Genomic DNA, 17,756 nt, shown 5'->3' on the forward strand with positions numbered 1-17,756 from the left:
ATGCTGTCGGTGGTGAACTAGAACAGGAAGCCGATGGCGATGAGGGCGATGCTGACGATGAGCACGGCGATGTCCAGGCCCTTGATGGGGTAGCGCTTGTACGAGCTGGCGCGCGTACGCAGATAGAAGCCGCGCTGTTCTGCCGCCAAGGCTGTGGCATCGGTCTTGCCCACGCTCGAGATGAGCAGTGGCACACACAGTGGCAGCATGAGCTTAAGCTTCTTGATGGGGTTCTTGGTGTCGTATTCGACGCCGCGTGCGGTCTGCGCCTCCATGATGGCGTTCATCTCCTGACCAAACACCGGCACAAAGCGCAGCGCCGTGGTAAAGGTGAAGGCATAGCGATACGGCACGTGCAGCACCTCGACGCAGGCGTTGGCAAGGTCGTTGAGCTTGGTCACCATGAGCATGAGGATGAGCGGTAACGCCACACCCAGCAGGCGCAGACAGGCCTTCGATCCTGTGATGAGACCCGTGTCGGTGATAAAGCCCCACACCACGTTGCCATCGCGCATAAAGGCCAGCTGGAGCACCAGCATGATAAGCGCGAGCGGAATCAGCAACTTGAGCAGCGAGAACAGACGGTCGACGACGCCGGCATAGGCACCCAGCGCAAGGGTGAGTGCCAAAAAGCCCAGCAGCGCCACATAGGTGTCGGACAAGAAGATGCCGACGATGATGGCGGCGGCGAGGCCCAGTTTGACGACGGGATTCAGGCGATGCAGCAGCGTATCGCCCGACATGTAGTCGATGACGTTAACCACGGTGGACCATCTCCTTGGCAATTCGAACGACATCGGTGACCTCGCTCACCTGCGCAAAAGCGGGCGAGACGGAAGATGCCAGACGGCGCGAGAGTTCAATAACCTGGGGAGGCTCCACGTAGGCACGCCGCATGAGATCGATGTTCGAGAATAGCTCGTGCGTGCGGCCGCGGTCGAGGATGCAGCCGTCGGCCATTACCACAATGCGCTCGGCAAAGTCGGAGACGACTTCCATGTCGTGGCAGACCATGATTACGGCGCAGCCGCGCTCGGCCATGGTACGCACGGTTTCCATGACGGTCATGCACTCGCGGTAGTCAAGGCCGCTCGTGGGCTCGTCGAGCACGACGATTTTGGGTTCTACGACCACGACGGAGGCGAGTGCCACCATCTGGCGCTGGCCGCGCGACAGCGAGAAGGGCGCCTCGTCGGCAGGCAGGCCAAAGCGGTCGATGACGAGTTGAGCACGACGCAGAGCCTCGGTGCGGTCGATGCCGGCAAGCTCCAGGCCAAAGGCGACCTCGTCGAGCACGGTGTCCTTGCAGATCTGGCGGTCGGGGTTTTGGAAGAGCGTTGCGACCTCGCGGGCGATACGGCTCGTGGGGACCGCGGCAGTATCCAGGCCCGTAACGCGCACGCTGCCCGAGGCGGGCTTAAGCAGGCCCGTGAGCAGCTTGGTGAGCGTGGTCTTGCCGGCACCGTTCTGGCCGACGATGCCCACGAGCTCGCCAGGATAGAGCGTCAGGCTAAGGTCGTGTACGGCGGCGCCGCCATTGGGATAGGCAAACTCAACATGGTCGAAGGTGAGCACGGGTTCGGCGTCCTTGGCATGAGGACGCAACGACGGTGCATGCGGGGAACCGGTGGGCGCCTGGGCTTCGATGGCTGCGTGTGCGGGGTCGACGATGCCCGAAATCAGGCGTTCGGCCTCATCGACATCCAAGCAAGGGGTACCGCTTACCAGACCATCGGCCTCGAGGCTATTGAAGATACGCGTGACGCGAGGGCAGTCGACGCCGATGGCACGGAGCTCGTCGGTATGTGCGAAGACCTCGTGTGGCTCGCCCTGCAGCGCGATTTCGCCATGGTTGAGCACGAGCACGCGGTTGCAGTACTCCGAGAGCAGGGCGACCTTTTGCTCGACGACGACGATGGTGATTCCAAGTGCGCGGTTTGCCTCACGCAGCGTCTCGAAGACCAACGTGGAGCTGGCGGGGTCGAGTGCCGCGGTGGGCTCGTCGAGAACCAAGACGCGCGGACGCATGGCGAGGATGGCGGCGATGGCTACCTTTTGCTTCTGTCCGCCCGAGAGGGTGGCGATCTCGCGGTCGCGCAGGTCGCTGATGCCGACGGTCTCGAGAGTTTCGCTCACGCGCTGCTTGATCTGGTCGTGGGGAACGCCAAAGTTCTCGAGGCCAAAGAGCATCTCGTCCTCGACGACCGAAGCGACCATCTGCGTGTCGATATCCTGCAGCACACTGCCGACGATTTGCGACACGTCGGTGAGCGAGACTTCGCAGGTGTCGTGGCCGTCGACCATGACGGACCCAAAGAACGTGCCGGTGTAGTGGTGGGGCACGGCGCCCGACAGACAGGCGGCAAGCGTGGACTTGCCGGCGCCCGAGGGTCCGATGATGCCGATGAAATCTCCCTTGTTCACGCTGAGCGAGATGTGGCTGAGCGCTTGCTCGGTCTGCGTGCCATAGGAGAACGAGACATCGTCGACGTTGATGATCGTTTCCATGGATACCTTTCATAGTCATTGGGGACGTTCTTTAATGACTAGTCGTTTAAGAACGTCCCCAAAAGCTCGTTGTTTGGGACAGTTTTTGGTGGTGAAGCACGGAGACGGCTTTACGAGGGGCCCCAGGTTGGCGCGAGAAAGAGGAGCGAAGCGTACTTGGGTACGCGAGCGACGAATGAACGCCAAGATGGGGTGGCTCGTAAAGCCGAGCGGGTTAGTTGAGTCTAAGAGCCTTCTGGATGGGCAGGTAGAGGGCGCCGACCAGAATGGCGTTAAAGACGGCGGTCATGGCAACGACGGGCAGCATGGCGGCGGCGAGCTCGCCGACCACGCCGAGCATGGCCATCTTGATGATCATGAAGATGACGCCGGAGACAAAGGTGGTCAGGAAGGTTGCGACAATGGCGATGGCTGGCTTGACCTGACCGTTCTTGCCGGCGGCGTTGACGATGCCGGCCATGAGCATGGCGGCGATGCCCTCGGCGGCAAAATCGACGAACGGCGAAGTGGTGGTGATCTGGATCACGGCAGCCGAGATGAGGCCAATGACGAGCGCCTGGCCGATGTTGGGACGAACGACCAGGATGGTGAGGCAGAAGGCCGAGATGATGAACTCGGGGCTGATCATGCCGCCCGAGATGCCCGAGATGGCCTTGCCGACGGTGAAGTTGAGGATGAAGCCGGCAGCGAGCAGGATGGCGAGCAGGACGAGGGCGCGGACGTCGAGTTTGCCGCGGTCGGCGGTCTGGACGGTGCGGGGCTGGGTGGCGGTGGTGTTCTGAGACATGGTGAAAATCCTTTCGGAATGGGAGTGCAAGAGAAAAGCGGAGGCGCGTGATGCGAATGCGATCGGGCTCGAGATAGAAAAAGGCCCCCGGTCGAAACCGGAGGCCTTCCAATCACCTAGAGCGCAAAAACAGGCGTGAGGGACTCACTGTCGACCGATCGTATTCGCCTCACGCCACCACCAGTTGTTGAGAGACTTCATCGTGTTCTTCATGTTGGTGGCTCCTTTCGTGACGCCGTGGCGCGGTCGCACCTAGTTGCTGTTGCGCTACACTATAGCACAGCGAAGTGTGTGCGGGGAAATCTTTTTTGAAAAGATTTCAGGCGGGTTTCCCGCCGGTCAAAAGAGCGGGCTGAGCGGGCGAGGCTGCCATTGCTGCCTTGTCCGCTCAGCTAAGACGTTACTCCTTATTGCGACGGTAGAGGAAGTAACCGCCCGCGGAGATGACGGCAACGCCAGCGATGGCGAATGCGGCCACCATGCGGCCATCAAAACGATCACCGGTGGTGGGCAGGCCGCCCTTGGTGTTCGTCTTGTTGGTGGTTACCGTGGTCGTGGTGTCCGACTTGCCAGGCTTCTCGGGCTTGGTGGTGGGCTGCTCGGGCTTAGCGGGCTGCTCGGGGGTACCGGGCTGCTCAGGAGTACCGGGCTGCTCAGGAGTACCAGGCTGATCCGGGGTTACCGGGTCGGTGGCAAGAGCGTCCTTGGCGTAGGTGATGGACACCTTGAGGCCGTTGATCTCGGTGTTCAGGTCGCTCGGGGTGAAGGGCTGGTCGAAGTTTTCGGCCTTCTGATAGGCGCGCATCTCCTGGAGCAGGGCCTTGCACTTCTTGTAGGTGTTCTCGGTAGCAGCCTTGCCGGCCTTGTTGGCCAGGGCAGTGCGGCCCTCGGTGGTCGTCTCGGCTAGCATGGCGGCGTCAACTTCCTTGTTCTGCTCGATGAGCTCGTTCTGGAGCGCATCGAGGTAGGCACGGACGCTGATACCAAGGGTGTCAGGGTTCTCAAAGCAGAGCGAGCTGATGTCCATGAGGACGTAGTTGATTGAGTTCTCGGGCTCCTCGTTGTACACGACGTCAGTCTGTTTGCAGTGATCGAAGGAGACGGTCTGATCGCTGAAGTACGGGCTGACCTCAGTTATCAGAGCGGAGTACAACGGGATGGCGACGGAGTACGCGGCGCGGGAGAGCATTTCCCACTGGATGGTAGCGACTTCGGGGTCATACCCGCGACGAATCTGGAAGAGGTTGATCTCGGTGTTGCGCTCGCTGCCGATGCAATAAACACCATCAGTGTTCGCGTTGAGGCCAGGGACGTTCTCGCCGCGGTTGCCGAAGGCGCGAATCAACTCGAAAGTGCTCCAACCAGACTTGCCAGGCTTGAAGAACAGGGGCTGGATTTCGCTGACCATGGCTCCCTTTTGGTCAGGTTTTCCTTTCTCCTTTACTGTGATAATGTCGTAATCTGTGCCTTCGGTCAGCTGACTACCAAAATAATCGCGGCCTTGCACATAGCGGGACCACTGGTTTACGCCGGAATCGGCGAGGCTTTCGCCATACGTTTGGGCGACATCGAATTTGCCGTCAGCGGAGTATTTGGCGAAACCCTTTTCTTCGGGCATGGATTGGATCTTTTCAGAGTGGAGGCAATTCTCGGTGTCATTGAGGTCGACATCGTAGTTGAGGCTCCCGATATTAGGGTTGAGCGACGCGACGTCGTCAGCGAGCTTCATGGCGATCCACTGATGGGCGGAAAGTGTGGCGAACAGCCAGGTCTCGTTGTTGTCGGCGATGATGATCTGGTCGTTGGTGCAGACGCCTTGATCATCGATCAGGCTGCCGAGAAGCTCGACGTCCTCGCGGGCCGTGGCGCTCTCGCCCAGGATGATGCTGCCGTAACTGTACTCGCCCAGACCCACTTCCTCATCGATGAGGTCTGCTGCAGCGGCCTCCTCGTTATAGGAGGTGCTTAGCGTGGCGGAGCAGGAGACGCCCTTCTCGTTGATGCCGGCCTCGGAGTAGGCGTCGGTGCGACCCATCCAGTTGGAGGGGTGGTCGCGTACATAGCTGTAGCGATAGGTAGGCTTGTTCGAAGTGTATTCAAAAGCAGATTCAATCGAGCTGTACTTAAAGCCAGGTTCGTGGGCAGGTTCGATGCCGTAGTGCTTAAGATAGCGCTTGCCAAAGTCCTCGGCGCGGCCGTAGTACGTGTTGCCGTCCGCCGTGAGCTTGCCGCCCATGTAGATCTGCGTGCAGGCGAGCGCAGACGTCGGCATGGACATGATGGTTGCAGCTCCAAAGGCGAGGCCTATGCCAAGCTTTTTGAGCGCGTTGACGGGGTGAGTTTTCCTCATTTTCCCTCCCAGCGTGCGAAAGCTCTCCGTTGCCAGAGAGCTTCAGCCAATAAAGACACCCCATTAGCGTAACGAACTGGAAACAATATTCATCTATGAAAGAAACTTACTCGATAAGCGTAATGAAATATGCGATGAGTGGTTAATTATACTCGGTTTGTAGCTTTACTTTAATAAAGACGTCCTGCAATTACATTACCTGAATAAAGCGCCTTGCACGGGGCGCAAAGAAAATCCCCCGCTGTTTGGCAAATGCATAAACAGCAGGGGAGACGATAATTGGATGAATATCATACCAATGTGGAATTACTTCTTCCGGCGGTGGATCACGTTGATCGCATAGCCGACGAGCATGGCCAAAACGATGATGATAAAGCCGAGCAGGGGATTGTCGTTCATAGGGTCCTCCTATTTTCCGAGCGGGGAGAATTCGTCGACGATGAGGTCGAGGCATTGCGGAAGCGCGCGGGCTCCAAAGACGCCCGAATTGCTGGAGATAATCTCGCCATCGAACTGCATGCCCAGCGACGGGGTGCAGGTGATCTTGGCTTCCTTGGTCTGGATGATCTTGAACTGCGGGCGGCCGAGTACCTTGCCGGCGGGGTCGAGTGCGGCGGTGATCACAGTCGGTAGAAGCTGCACAGTTTTTACGGGTTCGATGACCGCAATGTCGACCATGCCATCGTTCATACGGCAGTCGGGGAACAGGTTGATGTCGTTTTGGATGACCGAGGTGTTGCCGGCCATGCAGCAGATGCCGTCGAGCTCCTCGACAATGCCGTCATGCTCAATCGTAAAGTGCGCCACCGTGGGATTGGGCGTGGCGAGCGCGGAGAGGAAGTAAGCGATCTCGCCGATGTCGTTTTTGGTGGGGGCGGCCTTCATCATGATCTCGGCGTCGAAGCCCGAGCCGGCGATGATGATAAAGCCGTGGCGCTTCTCGTTGCCGTCCTCGTCGAGCCAAAAGAGCTCGCCCATGTCGACTTTGACCGTGCGACCGGCACGGCAGGCCTTGGCGAGCGCCGCCGCCTCAGGGGCATTGCCGATGTTGTTGAAGAACAGGCAGGCCGTACCGGAGGGGAAGACGAGCGTGGGGACACCGCACCCGCGCATCTGGTCGAGCACGTTGGAGACGGTGCCGTCGCCGCCCGAAACGACCACGCGATCAAACTCGCGCACGTCTGCCACGGCATCCTCGGGCTCCATGCCATCGCCGATAAAACGCATCACGACCTCGTCGCCGCCCTGCGCGAGGGCGTGCGTGAATGCGTAGATTTCATCTGAGCTGGGGCCCGATGCCGGGTTGTGGATGATAAGGCAGCGCATACTTACGTTCCCGTTCTGTGACTAACCGAGTATAGTTGTAAGGCAATGCCGATATCCTACCCGTGTTTTTCGGGCCTAACCTTATTCGATGGGTTGATATGTACATTTCCACACATCAGGCTCTACTCGACTTTTGCCAGCGCGCCCGTGAGTTCGACGCGATTGCCGTCGATACCGAGTTTTTGCGCGAGCGCACATTCCACCCGCGCCTGTGCTTGGTTCAGATTGCCACCCCTGCCGAGAGCGTAGCGGTCGACTCTCTGGTGATCGACGACCTCTCGCCGCTGGCCGAGCTTATGGCCGACGAGAGCGTGACCAAGGTCTTCCACGCGTGCTCGCAGGATATGGAGGTCATGCTCCATACCGTGGGCGTGCTGCCACGACCGATTTTCGATACGCAGGTCGCCGCCGCCTTTTTGGGCGAGCGCCAGCAGATTTCGTATGGCGCGCTTGTTCAGACGTTCTGCGGCGTATCGCTGCCCAAGACCGAGTCGCTGACCGACTGGTCGCGCCGCCCGCTGACCGATAAGCAGATTGAGTATGCGATCGATGACGTCAAGTACCTGATCGTCGCCTATACCGAGATGATGAGCCGCCTGCGCGAGCTGGGCCGTGTGGGCTGGGTGCTCGACGAGCTGCGCCCGCTGGCTGACGAGTCGCACTATCGCGCCGATCGCCACGAGGCGTTCCGCAAGGTCAAACGCATCAATTCGTGCAGCCGTCACCAGTTGGGCATCGCGCGTGAGCTCGCCGCCTGGCGTGAGGACCGCGCCGAACGCCGTAACATCCCGCGCAAGTGGGTCATGTCCGACGACACGCTGCTTGCGCTCGTTAAGCGCAATCCCGTGCGCGTTGAGGAGTTCCGTAGCATTCGCGGCACCGATCAGTTGGGGGAGCGCGACGTGGACGGTGCGCTCATGGCCATCAAGCGCGGCGCGAGCTGCCCGCACGATCGCCTGCCGCTCATGGTGCGCGGGCACCGTCAGATTTCGCCGGAGTTGGAGAGCGTGACGGACCTGATGTACGCGCTCATCCGCCTGGTTGCCGAGCGCTCGGGCGTGGCGACTTCGGTCATTGCCTCGCGCGATGACCTGGCCGACTATATTGAGCATCCCGAGCAGAGCCCCTTGCGCGAAGGCTGGCGCTTTGAGCTTGTGGGCTCGCGCCTGGACGATCTGCTTTCCGGCAATATGGGGTTGACGGTGAAGGACGGAAAAATCGAATTGCTGTAAGGAAGCCTAGCCGCTTGAGTGGGTAGAATGCCTCCAACGTGTAACTCGATTCGGAGGAATTCGCATGCCTTATTACTATGGATACGGCTTTGGCATCGACCCGCTGTACCTGCTGGTTGTTCTTGTCTGCACGGTGCTTGGCCTTGCCGCACAGAACTATATCAACTCGACGTACAAAACCTGGTCCAAGGTTCGCTCGGACGGCGATACGGGTGCCACGGTCGCTCGCCGCATGCTCGATGCCAACGGTTGTAACGCCGTGGGTATCAAGGGTGTCGCTGGCGAGCTCACCGACCATTACAACCCGCAGGACAACAACCTGTACCTCTCTGATGCCAACCGTTCAGGCGGGTCGGTCGCAAGCGTTGCCGTCGCCTGCCACGAGGCGGGCCATGCCGCCCAGCGTCAAAGTGGTTATGCCATGATGAAGGTACGCACAGCCCTCGTGCCGGTCGTCAACTTTACCCAGAACACTTGGACCATCGTGTTGCTCATGGGTCTGTTTATGAACATCGCGGGACTCACGACCCTCGCGCTGATCTTCTTCTCGTTTAGTGTGTTGTTCCAGTTGGTTACGCTGCCGGTCGAGATTGATGCCAGCCGCCGCGCCGTGGCGTATATCGAGCAGTCGGGTATGAGCTCCAAGCAGGTCAACGGTGCCAAGAAGGTCCTGACGGCAGCCGCGCTTACCTATGTTGCCGCAGCGCTCACTTCGATCATTCAGCTGCTCTATCTTATGGCTCGCTACAACAGAAACTCCAACCGATAACAAATTGGCTTGACAGGCGCCGCGGAGATTTGTGTCCCCGCGGCGCTGTACTATGTGTTGGACTTGAATTTGCGCAGGGCCGGAGCCCATGTGCACGATGACGAAAGGAGGCTGCGTGGCAGGCTGGAATCTGACCGGCAATGCCGTTTCCGCCGAGTTCGACGGTTCGGATGAGCAGGAGCGCAAGGAGCTCAGCGTGAGTCAGGCGGTAGAGATCGCTGCCGGTGCGCTCGATGCCATTCCGCAGCTGAGCGTCCTGGGCGAGGTCACGGGCTTCCGTGGTCCCAATGCCCGAAGCGGCCACTGCTACTTCCAAATCAAGGACGACTCGGCGGCCGTCGACTGCATCATCTGGAAGGGCGCCTATCTCAAGCGCACGTTCGATCTGCGCGACGGCATGCAGGTGAGCTTTAAGGGCAGCTTCAATCTCTATAAGGCCACGGGCCGCATGAGCTTTGTCGCTCGCTCGTTCTCGCTGGCGGGGGAGGGCCTGCTGCGTCAACAAGTGGCGCAACTGGCCGAAAAGCTACGCCGTGAGGGTCTGATGGACGAAGCGCGCAAGCGCCGCATACCGGTGTTCTGCTCGCGCGTGGCGGTCGTCACCTCGCTTTCGGGTGCCGTAATCGATGACGTCAAGCGCACGCTGCGCCGTCGCAACCCGCTTGTCGAGCTTGTTTGCGTGGGGGCTAAAGTTCAAGGCGAGGGTGCGCCGTCAGAGCTCATTGAAGGCCTGCGCCGCGCCGCTGCCATTACGCCGGCGCCCGATTGCATCTTGCTGGTGCGCGGCGGCGGCTCCTTTGAGGACCTCATGACCTTTAATGACGAGGAGCTTGCCCGCGCGGTGGCGGCTTGCCCCGTGCCCGTGGTGACCGGCATTGGCCATGAGCCCGATACCTCGATTTGCGACATGGTGAGCGACCGTCGCGCCTCCACGCCTACGGCGGCGGCCGAATCGGTGGCGCCGGCTATGACGGAGTTGGCCGATGTGCTCGAGGCGCGCTATCAGCGTCTGGGTGCCGCGATGGCATCGATGATTGGGTCGGCCCAGGTCGACCTGGAGATGCTCGATCAGCGCGGTCGCCGTGCCTGGGATACCTATACGGCTCGCTTGGGCGATGCGCTCGATGCGGCTGCGTGCCGCCCGTGCCTCAACGACCCAACGTTATTGGTTGAGCGTCGCGAGTCTGAGCTTGCCCTGACGGCCGATCGTTTGTCCGGCGCCATAACGCGTTCGGTTGGGGCATTCCGCTCCAACTTTGAGCGTCTACCCGAGCGCTTGATCGCAAGCACCTCAGGACTCGATGGCAAGCGCCATGCGCTCACGCTCGCAAGCTCCCGCCTGGAGCATCAGGGGCGCACGATGCTCAGCAAGCCAGCGTCCGACCTGGGCCGTGCAGCGGCTTCGCTCGATGCCCTGTCGCCGCTCAAGGTGCTTGCCCGCGGCTATTCCATCGCGTACAGCGTTGACGGCGTGGCTACAAGTGCCAAGACCTTTAAGCCGGGCGACGCCATTCGCGTGCGCATGGCAGACGGCAACGTGGCGGCAACGGTCAATACGGTCGAGTAGGCCGCGTTTCGCAGCGATAAACCTTTAGGAAAGGAAACAGATATGGCAGAGAAGACCCCGGTCGAGCAGCTTACGTACAAGCAGGCTTCGCAGGAGTTGGAGCTCATCATACGCAGCCTGGAATCGGGCGATATGGAGCTCGAGGAGTCGCTTGAGAGCTATACCCGCGGCGTCGAGCTCCTCAAGAGCCTGCGTACCCGCTTGTCCGATGCCGAGCAGAAGGTCTCGGTGCTCCTGAAGGACGTCGACGGCAACGACGTGCTCGCCGACGGCGAAGCCGCCAACACCGACGACAACCTCTCGTTCTAACCATCCCGACCAAATATAATTACCTTGGTCTGTGAGAAAGGAACCAACCATGTGTGATTGCATCTTCTGCAAAATTGCCAACCACGAGATCCCCTCGACCGTCGTCTACGAGGATGACCAGGTCATCGCGTTCGACGACCTCAATCCCCAGGCGCCGGTCCACACGCTCGTGATCCCCAAGAAGCACTACAGTGACATCGCCGATAACGTGCCCGCCGAGACCATGGGCGCCATGGCCCACGCCATCCAGGAGGTCGCCAAGGCCAAGGGTCTGGAGGACGGTTTCCGCGTCATCTCCAACAAGGGCGTCAACGCCGGTCAGACCGTCATGCACTTCCACATGCACGTCCTCGGCGGCAAAAACCTGGGCGAGAACCTCATCTGAGGACGCCTCTTCCGTGCAATGAAACGGAAGCTCAGGCACCGATAACTTATATATCAACGCAATAAACCCGAGCGCGAGGGCGTTTGGGTTTATTATTGAAGCGTATGTAACCTGGCGGCGCCACACCGCCTGTTAGTAGGGAGACACATGAACGTTCTGGTCGTCAACGCAGGATCTTCGACCCTTAAGTATCAGGTCATCGATACCAAGTCCCACAAGGTGTCCGCAAAGGGCTCCTGCGAGCGCGTCTGCTTTACCGGCGGTACCTTCACCCACGCTGCCAACGGTTCCAAGAAGGTGACCGAGAACATCGAGTTCCCCGACCACAAGGTCGCCATCGAGGTCGTTCTGAAGGACCTCGAGGCCAACGGCGTCAAGATCGAGGGCATTGGTCACCGTATCGTTCAGGGCGGCTGGTACTTTGGCGACTCCTCCCTCGTCGACGAGGACGTTCTCGCCAAGATCCGCGAGGTCGCTCCGCTGGCGCCGCTGCACAACAACCCCGAGGCCAACGTTATCGAGTACTGCCTGGAGCAGTATCCCGACCTGCCCAACGTCACGGTCTACGACACCGCTTTCCACTTCAACATGCCCGAGGTTGCCAAGACCTACGCCCTTCCCAAGGATGTTTGCGACAAGCTGCACATCCGTAAGTACGGCGCCCACGGCACCAGCTATCGCTACATCTCCAAGAAGATCGCCGAGATGACCAACGGCGAGGCCCGCAAGGTCGTCGTGTGCCATATCGGCTCCGGCGCTTCCCTGTGCGCCATCGAGGACGGCAAGTGCATGGACACCACCATGGGCTTGACGCCACTCGACGGCGTCATGATGGGCACCCGCTGCGGCTCCATCGACCCGGCTACCGTGTGCTACCTGCAGCGCGAGGGTGGCTACACCTTCGACGAGGTCGACGAGATGATGAACAAGAAGTCCGGCCTTTTGGCTGTGACCGGCGGCAAGACCAACGACTGCCGCAACGTCGAGGAGCTCGCCGCCGCTGGTGACCCCGATGCTCAGCTCGCCTTCGACATGTTTGTCTACAAGATTGCCGCCAAGGTTGCCGAGATGGCTACTTCTATGTGCGGTATGGACACCCTGGTCTTTACTGCCGGCATCGGCGAGCACGCTCCGGCTGTCCGCGCTGGCGTGGCCGACCGTCTGGCCTTTATGGGCGTCAAGATGGATCATGCCCGCAACGCCCTGCGTGGCGACGGCGCTTGGTGCCTGTCCGCCAAGGATTCCAAGGTCAAGATTTTCGTCATCCCCACGGACGAGGAGTTCATGATCGCTTCCGACGTCGAGCGCATCGTCAACGGCAAGTAATTGCAAGAGGGGAGGGGCTGGACGACCGAGCGCCGTTCGGCCCCCCTTTTATGCTCGTTGGGCGATATGCCTGATAGCTATTTATTAAGTTGTGATAACTTCTTATTAAAATGCGGCCGCCTTAAGGGGTCTGCGTCGACCGTATTGCACTGCAAAGGAGTCTCATGAACGTACTTGTTGTCAACGCCGGCAGCTCAAGCCTTAAATATCAGCTTTTGGATACCGATACCCGCGAGGTTTTCGCCAAGGGCAACTGCGAGCGTATCGGATCGGGCATGGGCATCTTCGGCCACTCCGAGAACGGTGGCGCCAAGCAGACCGAGGAGGTCCCCTTCCCCGATCATCGCTCTGCTATCGCTCGCGTGCTCGAGGAGCTCGAGAAGACCGACTTTACGATTGATGGCATTGGGCATCGCATCGTTCAGGGTGGCTGGCACTTCGATGATTCCGCGGTCGTCGACGATGAGGTCATGGCTAAGATCCTTGAGGTGGCCCCGCTCGCTCCGTTGCACAATTACGGCGAGGCCGCGGCAATCGAATATTGCCGCGAGAAGTATCCGGAGCTGCCCAACGTGGCCGTCTTCGACACCTCGTTCCACATGACCATGCCCGAGGTCGCCTACACCTACGCGCTGCCCAAGGACGTGTGCGACAAGTATCACGTGCGCAAGTACGGCGCACACGGTACGAGCCACCGCTACGAGTGGATGATGGCCAAGGAGATCCTGGGCTCGCGCTGCCACCGCCTGCTTTCGTGCCATCTGGGCAACGGTGCTTCGCTCGCTGCTATCGAGGACGGCGTGTGCCGCGACACCACGATGGGTCTCACGCCGCTCGACGGCCTGATGATGGGCACCCGTTGTGGTTCCATTGACCCGGCCACCGTGTGCTACCTGCAGCGCGAGGGCGGATACAGTTACCAGGAAGTCGACGACATGATGAACAAGCAGTCTGGTCTGCTTGCCATCTCGGGCATCTCCAACGACGCCCGCGACATCCGTACGCGCGCCTCCGAGGGTGACGAGCGCTGCCTGCTCGCCTTCGATATGTTCGCATACAAGGCCATGCAGCAGGCCGGTTCCATGATCGCCTCCATGGCGGGCGTGGACACCATCACCTTTACCGCCGGCATCGGCGAGAACGACTGGTCGATCCGCAAGGCCTTCTGCGACTGCTTTGAGTGGCTGGGCGTACGCATCGACAACAACAAGAACCGCGAGGCTGTGGGCAACGGCCCGCAGGTTATCAGTGCCGCCGGTTCCGCCGTCACGGTCATGGTCATCCCCACCGACGAGGAATACATGATCGCCCACGACGTCGAGCGTCTGACCAAGAACAACTAACGCACGCATTTGCAAGTAAACGAAAGGCCTCCAGCGCAACAGCTCCGGAGGCCTTTTTGCTGGCAGGCGGAAATTCCAGTTCCAAAGTGATCGCCACCAGCAACGCCTGCGCTCTCGGCAATGACACCCATCCATTCAGATCCTCAGCCCCAGCCCGTAGCCAAGCCGCCGTCCACTCCAGATGCCCTGAATACTACGTAGTGGTAGAAGGCCGTACGGGCTAGCCCCTGAAAACATCCCGCAGACCAGAAACGCCCCCGTTCGTAGCTCCGAAGGAGCAGAACGGGGGCGTTTCATTGGTCGAGGACGTTTTCAGGGGCTAGCCCGTACGGCCTTCGGGGGAGTGCGTCCGCTACTCAGCCATCTGAGCCTGGACGGCGGTGATGGCCACGACGCCCACGATGTCGTCGGCAGAGCAGCCGCGCGACAGATCGTTGACCGGCTTGGCGATGCCCTGCAGGATGGGGCCGTAGGCGTCGGCGCCGGCGAAGCGCTGGACCAGCTTGTAGCCGATGTTGCCGGCCTCGAGGTCGGGGAACACGAGCACGTTGGCCTTGCCGGCAACGGAGGAGCCGGGAGCCTTGAGCTGGGCGACGGTGGGGACAATAGCGGCATCGAGCTGCAGGTCGCCGTCGATGGCGAGCTCGGGAGCCTTCTCCTTGCAGAACTTCACAGCCTCCTGGACCTTCTTGGCGACCTCGCCGCCAGCGGAGCCCATGGTGGAGTAGGAGAGCATGGCCACGTGCGGCTCAACGTTGCCCATGAAGGTGGACCAGGAGTGAGCGGAGGCGATGGCGATCTCGGAGAGCTCGTCGGAGGACGGGTTGATGTTGAGGCCGCAGTCGGCGAAGATCAGCGTGCCGTCAGTGCCGAACTGCGGGGTGTCGGTGCACATCACGAAGAAGGCCGAGACCAGCTTGGTGCCCGGGGCGGTCTTGAGGATCTGAAGCGCGGGGCGCAGGGTGTCGGCGGTGGAGTGGCAGGCGCCGGAGACCAGGCCGTCGGCATCGCCCATCTTGACCATCATGGTGCCAAAGTAGGTGGCGTCCATCACCTGGGCGCGAGCCTGCTCGATGGTAACGCCCTTCTTGGCGCGGAGCTCGGCAAACTTCTGCGCGTACTCCTCGTGCTTCTCGGCATTGCGCGGGTCGATGACGGTAGCGCCGGGAACGTTGATCTCGTCGGGGTTGCCCAGGATGACGATCTTTGCCAGGCCCTCCTCGATGATTTTGGTGGCCGCGACGATAGTGCGCGGATCCTCGCCCTCGGGCAGGACGATCGTCTTAAGGTCGGCCTTGGCGGCAGACTTCATACGGTTTAGGAAATCGCTCATGTTACTCCTTACAAGCGTTTCGCTAAGCTCCAGGCACCCGGCTGTTCACGAATAAACCCGCTGCTAGCGGGTTTACCTTTCAATTATGTACGCCGCGGTGCTTGAGCTTTCCTTGTGTGGCAAGCTCATTATAGGACGCATTAGCGCTATAATCGCTCTGATAAATATGTCTCGAAGAATGTTCGAGAAAAGCCCAGCTAACGAGCCCGTGGCTTTTGACAAGGAGTATCGATGCAGATTACCTCAGGCCTGCCTGAAGGCTTTAACGCCGGCGCGTACGACATGATTGTCGTCGGTGCTGGATATGCCGGTGCCGTTTGCGCCCGCCGTCTTGCCGAGACCATCGGCTATCGTGTTGCCGTTTTGGAGCGCCGTAGCCACATTGCGGGCAATGCCTATGACTGCACTGACGAGGCCGGAATCCTGATCCACGAGTACGGTCCGCATATCTATCACACTTTTAACGAGCGCGTGCACAATTTCCTGTCGCGCTTTACCAAGTGGACGGATTATCAGCACAAGGTGCTCGCCAACATCAACGGTACCCTTATGCCCGTGCCCTTCAACCATGCGAGTCTCAAGCTCGCCTTTGGTGACGAGCGCGGCGAGGAGCTGTATCAGAAGCTCGTGGAGACCTTTGGCAAGGATGTCAAGGTGCCCATTATGGAGCTGCGTAAGAAGAACGACCCGGATCTTGCCGAGGTCGCCGATTACGTCTACGAGAACGTCTTTTTGCATTACACCATGAAGCAGTGGGGCCAGACGCCCGATCAGATCGATCCCTCGATCACCGGCCGCGTTCCCGTCTTTGTGGGCGATGATGACCGCTACTTCCCGCAAGCTCCCTTCCAGGGCATGCCGCAGGAGGGCTACACGGCGCTCTTTGAGCACATGCTCGACCACGACCTGATCGACGTGTTCTGCGACGTGGACGCCCGTGACCCCTTTGAAATCGACGAGACTACCGTCAAGATCGACGGCAAGGTCTATGGTGGCGAGATCGTCTACACCGGTCCGCTCGATGAGCTGTTCAATCTCGATCTGGGCGCGCTACCGTACCGCACGCTCGACATGAAGTTCGAGACGCTCGATATGGACCAGTTCCAGCCCGTGGGCACCGTCAACTACACCACGAGCGAGGACTACACGCGCATTACCGAGTTCAAGAACATGACCGGTCAGATCCTGCCCGGCAAGACCACCATCATGAAGGAGTATTCCAAGGCCTATACGCCCGGCTCGGGCGAGACGCCGTACTACGCCATTCTTGAGCCCGAGAACCGTGAGCTCTATGAGCGCTATCTTGAGCGCGTCCAGAACCTGACGAACTTCCACCCGGTGGGTCGTCTGGCCGAGTATCGTTACTACGATATGGACGCTGTGACCAATTCCGCCCTCGATCTTTCGGATGAGATTATCGCCTGCCATGCATAAAGTCATAACATTCGGTATTCCCTCGTATAACGCCGCCAAGGACATGGACCATTGCATCACCTCCATCTTGGAGGGGAGCAATTACGCCACCGATATCGAGATTATCGTAGTGGACGACGGCTCCAAGGACGAGACGGCCGATAAGGCCGACGAGTGGGAGGCACGTTATCCCGGTATCATTCGCGCGGTGCACCAGGAGAACGGCGGCCACGGTATTGCCGTCCTTTCGGGTCTGCGCGAGGCACAGGGCACCTACTACAAGGTCGTCGACTCGGATGACTGGCTCGATGCTGCGGCTCTTTCGACTATGCTGTCGATTCTGCGTGGCTTTGAAGAGCGTGACCAGCGCGTTGACCTGTTTATCTCGAACTACGTGTACGAGAAGGTTTACGAGGGCACGCATACCGCTATTGGCTACAAATTTGCCCTGCCGCGCAAAAAGATCTTTTCCTGGGATCAGATCGGTCATTTCCGCCTGGACCAGAACCTACTCATGCACAGCCTGTGCTATCGCACGGATGTGCTGCGCGAGTCCAACCTTCCCATGCCGGCGCACACGTTCTATGTGGACAACATCTACGCCTACGTGCCGCTGCCGCGTTGCAAGACCATGTACTACGCCGACATCGACCTCTATCGCTACTTTATCGGTCGCGAGGGCCAGAGTGTCAACGAGGCCACGATGGTCAAGCGTCTGGACCAGCAGTTCCGTGTGACGCGCATCATGATGGAGTCGTACCACCTGTGCAGCGATGTTGAGTCGTCGCGTCTGCGCTCGTACATGATGGGCTATTTCACCATGATGATGGCGATCTGCTCGGTGCTCACCAAGCTTTCCGAGGAAGATTGCGCCGACGAGCGCCTAAAGATGCTGTGGAATGATTTGAAGGCCTACGACGAGCGCATGTATCGTCGTGCCCGCTACGGCGTGGTCGGGTTCTTCACCAATCTGCGCGGACGGGCCGGAGACAAAACCACACTCGGCCTATACCGTCTTGCCTCAAAGATCTTCAAATTCAACTAGCTGCTGAGTAATCGCTGTTGATAGGTTGACTGGGCCCCTTGGCCTTTAGTTTGCTACTGCGAA

Annotated in this window: 15 protein-coding genes; 9 read left to right on the forward strand and 6 right to left on the reverse strand. The window is 59.9% G+C overall.

Annotated features, from left to right (window positions below):
• Nucleotides 1–17: 17 nt before the first annotated feature.
• The 5 genes from ACGHIZ_RS04190 to ACGHIZ_RS04210 all read right to left on the reverse strand — a co-directional run bounded on the left by ACGHIZ_RS04190 (nt 18) and on the right by ACGHIZ_RS04210 (nt 6,971).
• Entirely contained in the window at nt 18–764 is a 747-nt protein-coding gene (locus tag ACGHIZ_RS04190; protein WP_390449370.1) for an energy-coupling factor transporter transmembrane component T family protein, read from the reverse strand.
• Nucleotides 757–2,508: an ABC transporter ATP-binding protein gene (locus ACGHIZ_RS04195; protein ID WP_390449373.1), complete on the reverse strand. Its 1,752-nt coding sequence runs from the start codon at nt 2,506–2,508 to the stop codon at nt 757–759. The genes ACGHIZ_RS04190 and ACGHIZ_RS04195 overlap by 8 nt, the downstream gene beginning before the upstream one ends.
• 214 nt (nt 2,509–2,722) lie before the next feature.
• Complete coding sequence (locus ACGHIZ_RS04200) at nt 2,723–3,295, reverse strand: hypothetical protein (RefSeq protein ID WP_390449376.1); 573 nt, start codon at nt 3,293–3,295, stop codon at nt 2,723–2,725.
• Between the two features lie 400 nt (nt 3,296–3,695).
• Entirely contained in the window at nt 3,696–5,645 is a 1,950-nt protein-coding gene (locus ACGHIZ_RS04205; protein ID WP_390449379.1) for a C69 family dipeptidase, read from the reverse strand.
• A gap of 408 nt (nt 5,646–6,053) precedes the next feature.
• Nucleotides 6,054–6,971 (reverse strand): diacylglycerol kinase family protein, encoded by a 918-nt coding sequence (locus tag ACGHIZ_RS04210; RefSeq protein WP_117820686.1) that lies wholly within the window; start codon nt 6,969–6,971, stop codon nt 6,054–6,056.
• A gap of 98 nt (nt 6,972–7,069) precedes the next feature.
• Between ACGHIZ_RS04210 and rnd the strand changes: the two genes are divergently transcribed.
• The 7 genes from rnd (at nt 7,070) to ACGHIZ_RS04245 (ending at nt 13,902) form a co-directional block, all read left to right on the forward strand.
• Complete coding sequence (gene rnd / locus ACGHIZ_RS04215; protein ID WP_390449382.1) at nt 7,070–8,203, forward strand: ribonuclease D; 1,134 nt, start codon at nt 7,070–7,072, stop codon at nt 8,201–8,203.
• A 64-nt stretch (nt 8,204–8,267) separates the two neighbouring features.
• Entirely contained in the window at nt 8,268–8,972 is a 705-nt protein-coding gene (locus ACGHIZ_RS04220) for a zinc metallopeptidase (RefSeq protein WP_022094105.1), read from the forward strand.
• A gap of 115 nt (nt 8,973–9,087) precedes the next feature.
• Nucleotides 9,088–10,539: an exodeoxyribonuclease VII large subunit gene (gene xseA / locus ACGHIZ_RS04225; RefSeq protein WP_390449385.1), complete on the forward strand. Its 1,452-nt coding sequence runs from the start codon at nt 9,088–9,090 to the stop codon at nt 10,537–10,539.
• 42 nt (nt 10,540–10,581) lie between these two features.
• Nucleotides 10,582–10,848 carry an exodeoxyribonuclease VII small subunit gene (xseB, locus tag ACGHIZ_RS04230; protein ID WP_006234311.1) on the forward strand — a complete coding sequence of 89 codons (267 nt, stop codon included), beginning with the start codon at nt 10,582–10,584 and terminating at the stop codon, nt 10,846–10,848.
• 49 nt (nt 10,849–10,897) lie between these two features.
• Nucleotides 10,898–11,233, forward strand: a complete 336-nt coding sequence (locus ACGHIZ_RS04235; protein ID WP_035137921.1) for a histidine triad nucleotide-binding protein — start codon at nt 10,898–10,900, stop codon at nt 11,231–11,233.
• Nucleotides 11,234–11,380: 147 nt separating this feature from the next.
• Entirely contained in the window at nt 11,381–12,559 is a 1,179-nt protein-coding gene (locus tag ACGHIZ_RS04240) for an acetate/propionate family kinase (RefSeq protein ID WP_138374493.1), read from the forward strand.
• Between the two features lie 164 nt (nt 12,560–12,723).
• On the forward strand, nt 12,724–13,902 hold the full coding sequence (locus tag ACGHIZ_RS04245; RefSeq protein ID WP_138374492.1) for an acetate/propionate family kinase: 1,179 nt from the start codon (nt 12,724–12,726) through the stop codon (nt 13,900–13,902).
• A 352-nt stretch (nt 13,903–14,254) separates the two neighbouring features.
• Here the strand turns inward: ACGHIZ_RS04245 and pta are convergent, their stop codons facing one another.
• A complete protein-coding gene (pta, locus tag ACGHIZ_RS04250; RefSeq protein WP_006234296.1) occupies nt 14,255–15,235 on the reverse strand; it encodes a phosphate acetyltransferase in 981 nt (326 codons plus the stop codon).
• Between the two features lie 231 nt (nt 15,236–15,466).
• Between pta and glf the strand changes: the two genes are divergently transcribed.
• The gene (glf, locus tag ACGHIZ_RS04255; protein ID WP_390449390.1) at nt 15,467–16,669 is read left to right on the forward strand and encodes a UDP-galactopyranose mutase; all 1,203 of its coding nucleotides are present in this window, start codon (nt 15,467–15,469) and stop codon (nt 16,667–16,669) included.
• Entirely contained in the window at nt 16,662–17,693 is a 1,032-nt protein-coding gene (locus ACGHIZ_RS04260; RefSeq protein WP_390449393.1) for a glycosyltransferase family 2 protein, read from the forward strand. Before glf ends, ACGHIZ_RS04260 begins: the two co-directional genes overlap by 8 nt.
• Nucleotides 17,694–17,756 lie beyond the last annotated feature (63 nt).

The sequence above is a fragment of the Collinsella sp. i05-0019-G5 genome (assembly GCF_042851345.1).
Classification (GTDB): domain Bacteria; phylum Actinomycetota; class Coriobacteriia; order Coriobacteriales; family Coriobacteriaceae; genus Collinsella.

Coding starts and splice junctions, on each gene's coding strand:
- xseB (WP_006234311.1), top strand. CDS start 10,582: ATGGCAGAGAAGACCCCGGTCGAGCAGCTTACGTACAAGCAGGCTTCG.
- rnd (WP_390449382.1), top strand. CDS start 7,070: ATGTACATTTCCACACATCAGGCTCTACTCGACTTTTGCCAGCGCGCC.
- ACGHIZ_RS04240 (WP_138374493.1), top strand. CDS start 11,381: ATGAACGTTCTGGTCGTCAACGCAGGATCTTCGACCCTTAAGTATCAG.
- ACGHIZ_RS04210 (WP_117820686.1), bottom strand. CDS start 6,971: ATGCGCTGCCTTATCATCCACAACCCGGCATCGGGCCCCAGCTCAGAT.
- ACGHIZ_RS04220 (WP_022094105.1), top strand. CDS start 8,268: ATGCCTTATTACTATGGATACGGCTTTGGCATCGACCCGCTGTACCTG.
- pta (WP_006234296.1), bottom strand. CDS start 15,235: ATGAGCGATTTCCTAAACCGTATGAAGTCTGCCGCCAAGGCCGACCTT.
- ACGHIZ_RS04235 (WP_035137921.1), top strand. CDS start 10,898: ATGTGTGATTGCATCTTCTGCAAAATTGCCAACCACGAGATCCCCTCG.
- ACGHIZ_RS04200 (WP_390449376.1), bottom strand. CDS start 3,295: ATGTCTCAGAACACCACCGCCACCCAGCCCCGCACCGTCCAGACCGCC.
- glf (WP_390449390.1), top strand. CDS start 15,467: ATGCAGATTACCTCAGGCCTGCCTGAAGGCTTTAACGCCGGCGCGTAC.
- ACGHIZ_RS04195 (WP_390449373.1), bottom strand. CDS start 2,508: ATGGAAACGATCATCAACGTCGACGATGTCTCGTTCTCCTATGGCACG.
- ACGHIZ_RS04245 (WP_138374492.1), top strand. CDS start 12,724: ATGAACGTACTTGTTGTCAACGCCGGCAGCTCAAGCCTTAAATATCAG.
- ACGHIZ_RS04260 (WP_390449393.1), top strand. CDS start 16,662: ATGCATAAAGTCATAACATTCGGTATTCCCTCGTATAACGCCGCCAAG.
- ACGHIZ_RS04205 (WP_390449379.1), bottom strand. CDS start 5,645: ATGAGGAAAACTCACCCCGTCAACGCGCTCAAAAAGCTTGGCATAGGC.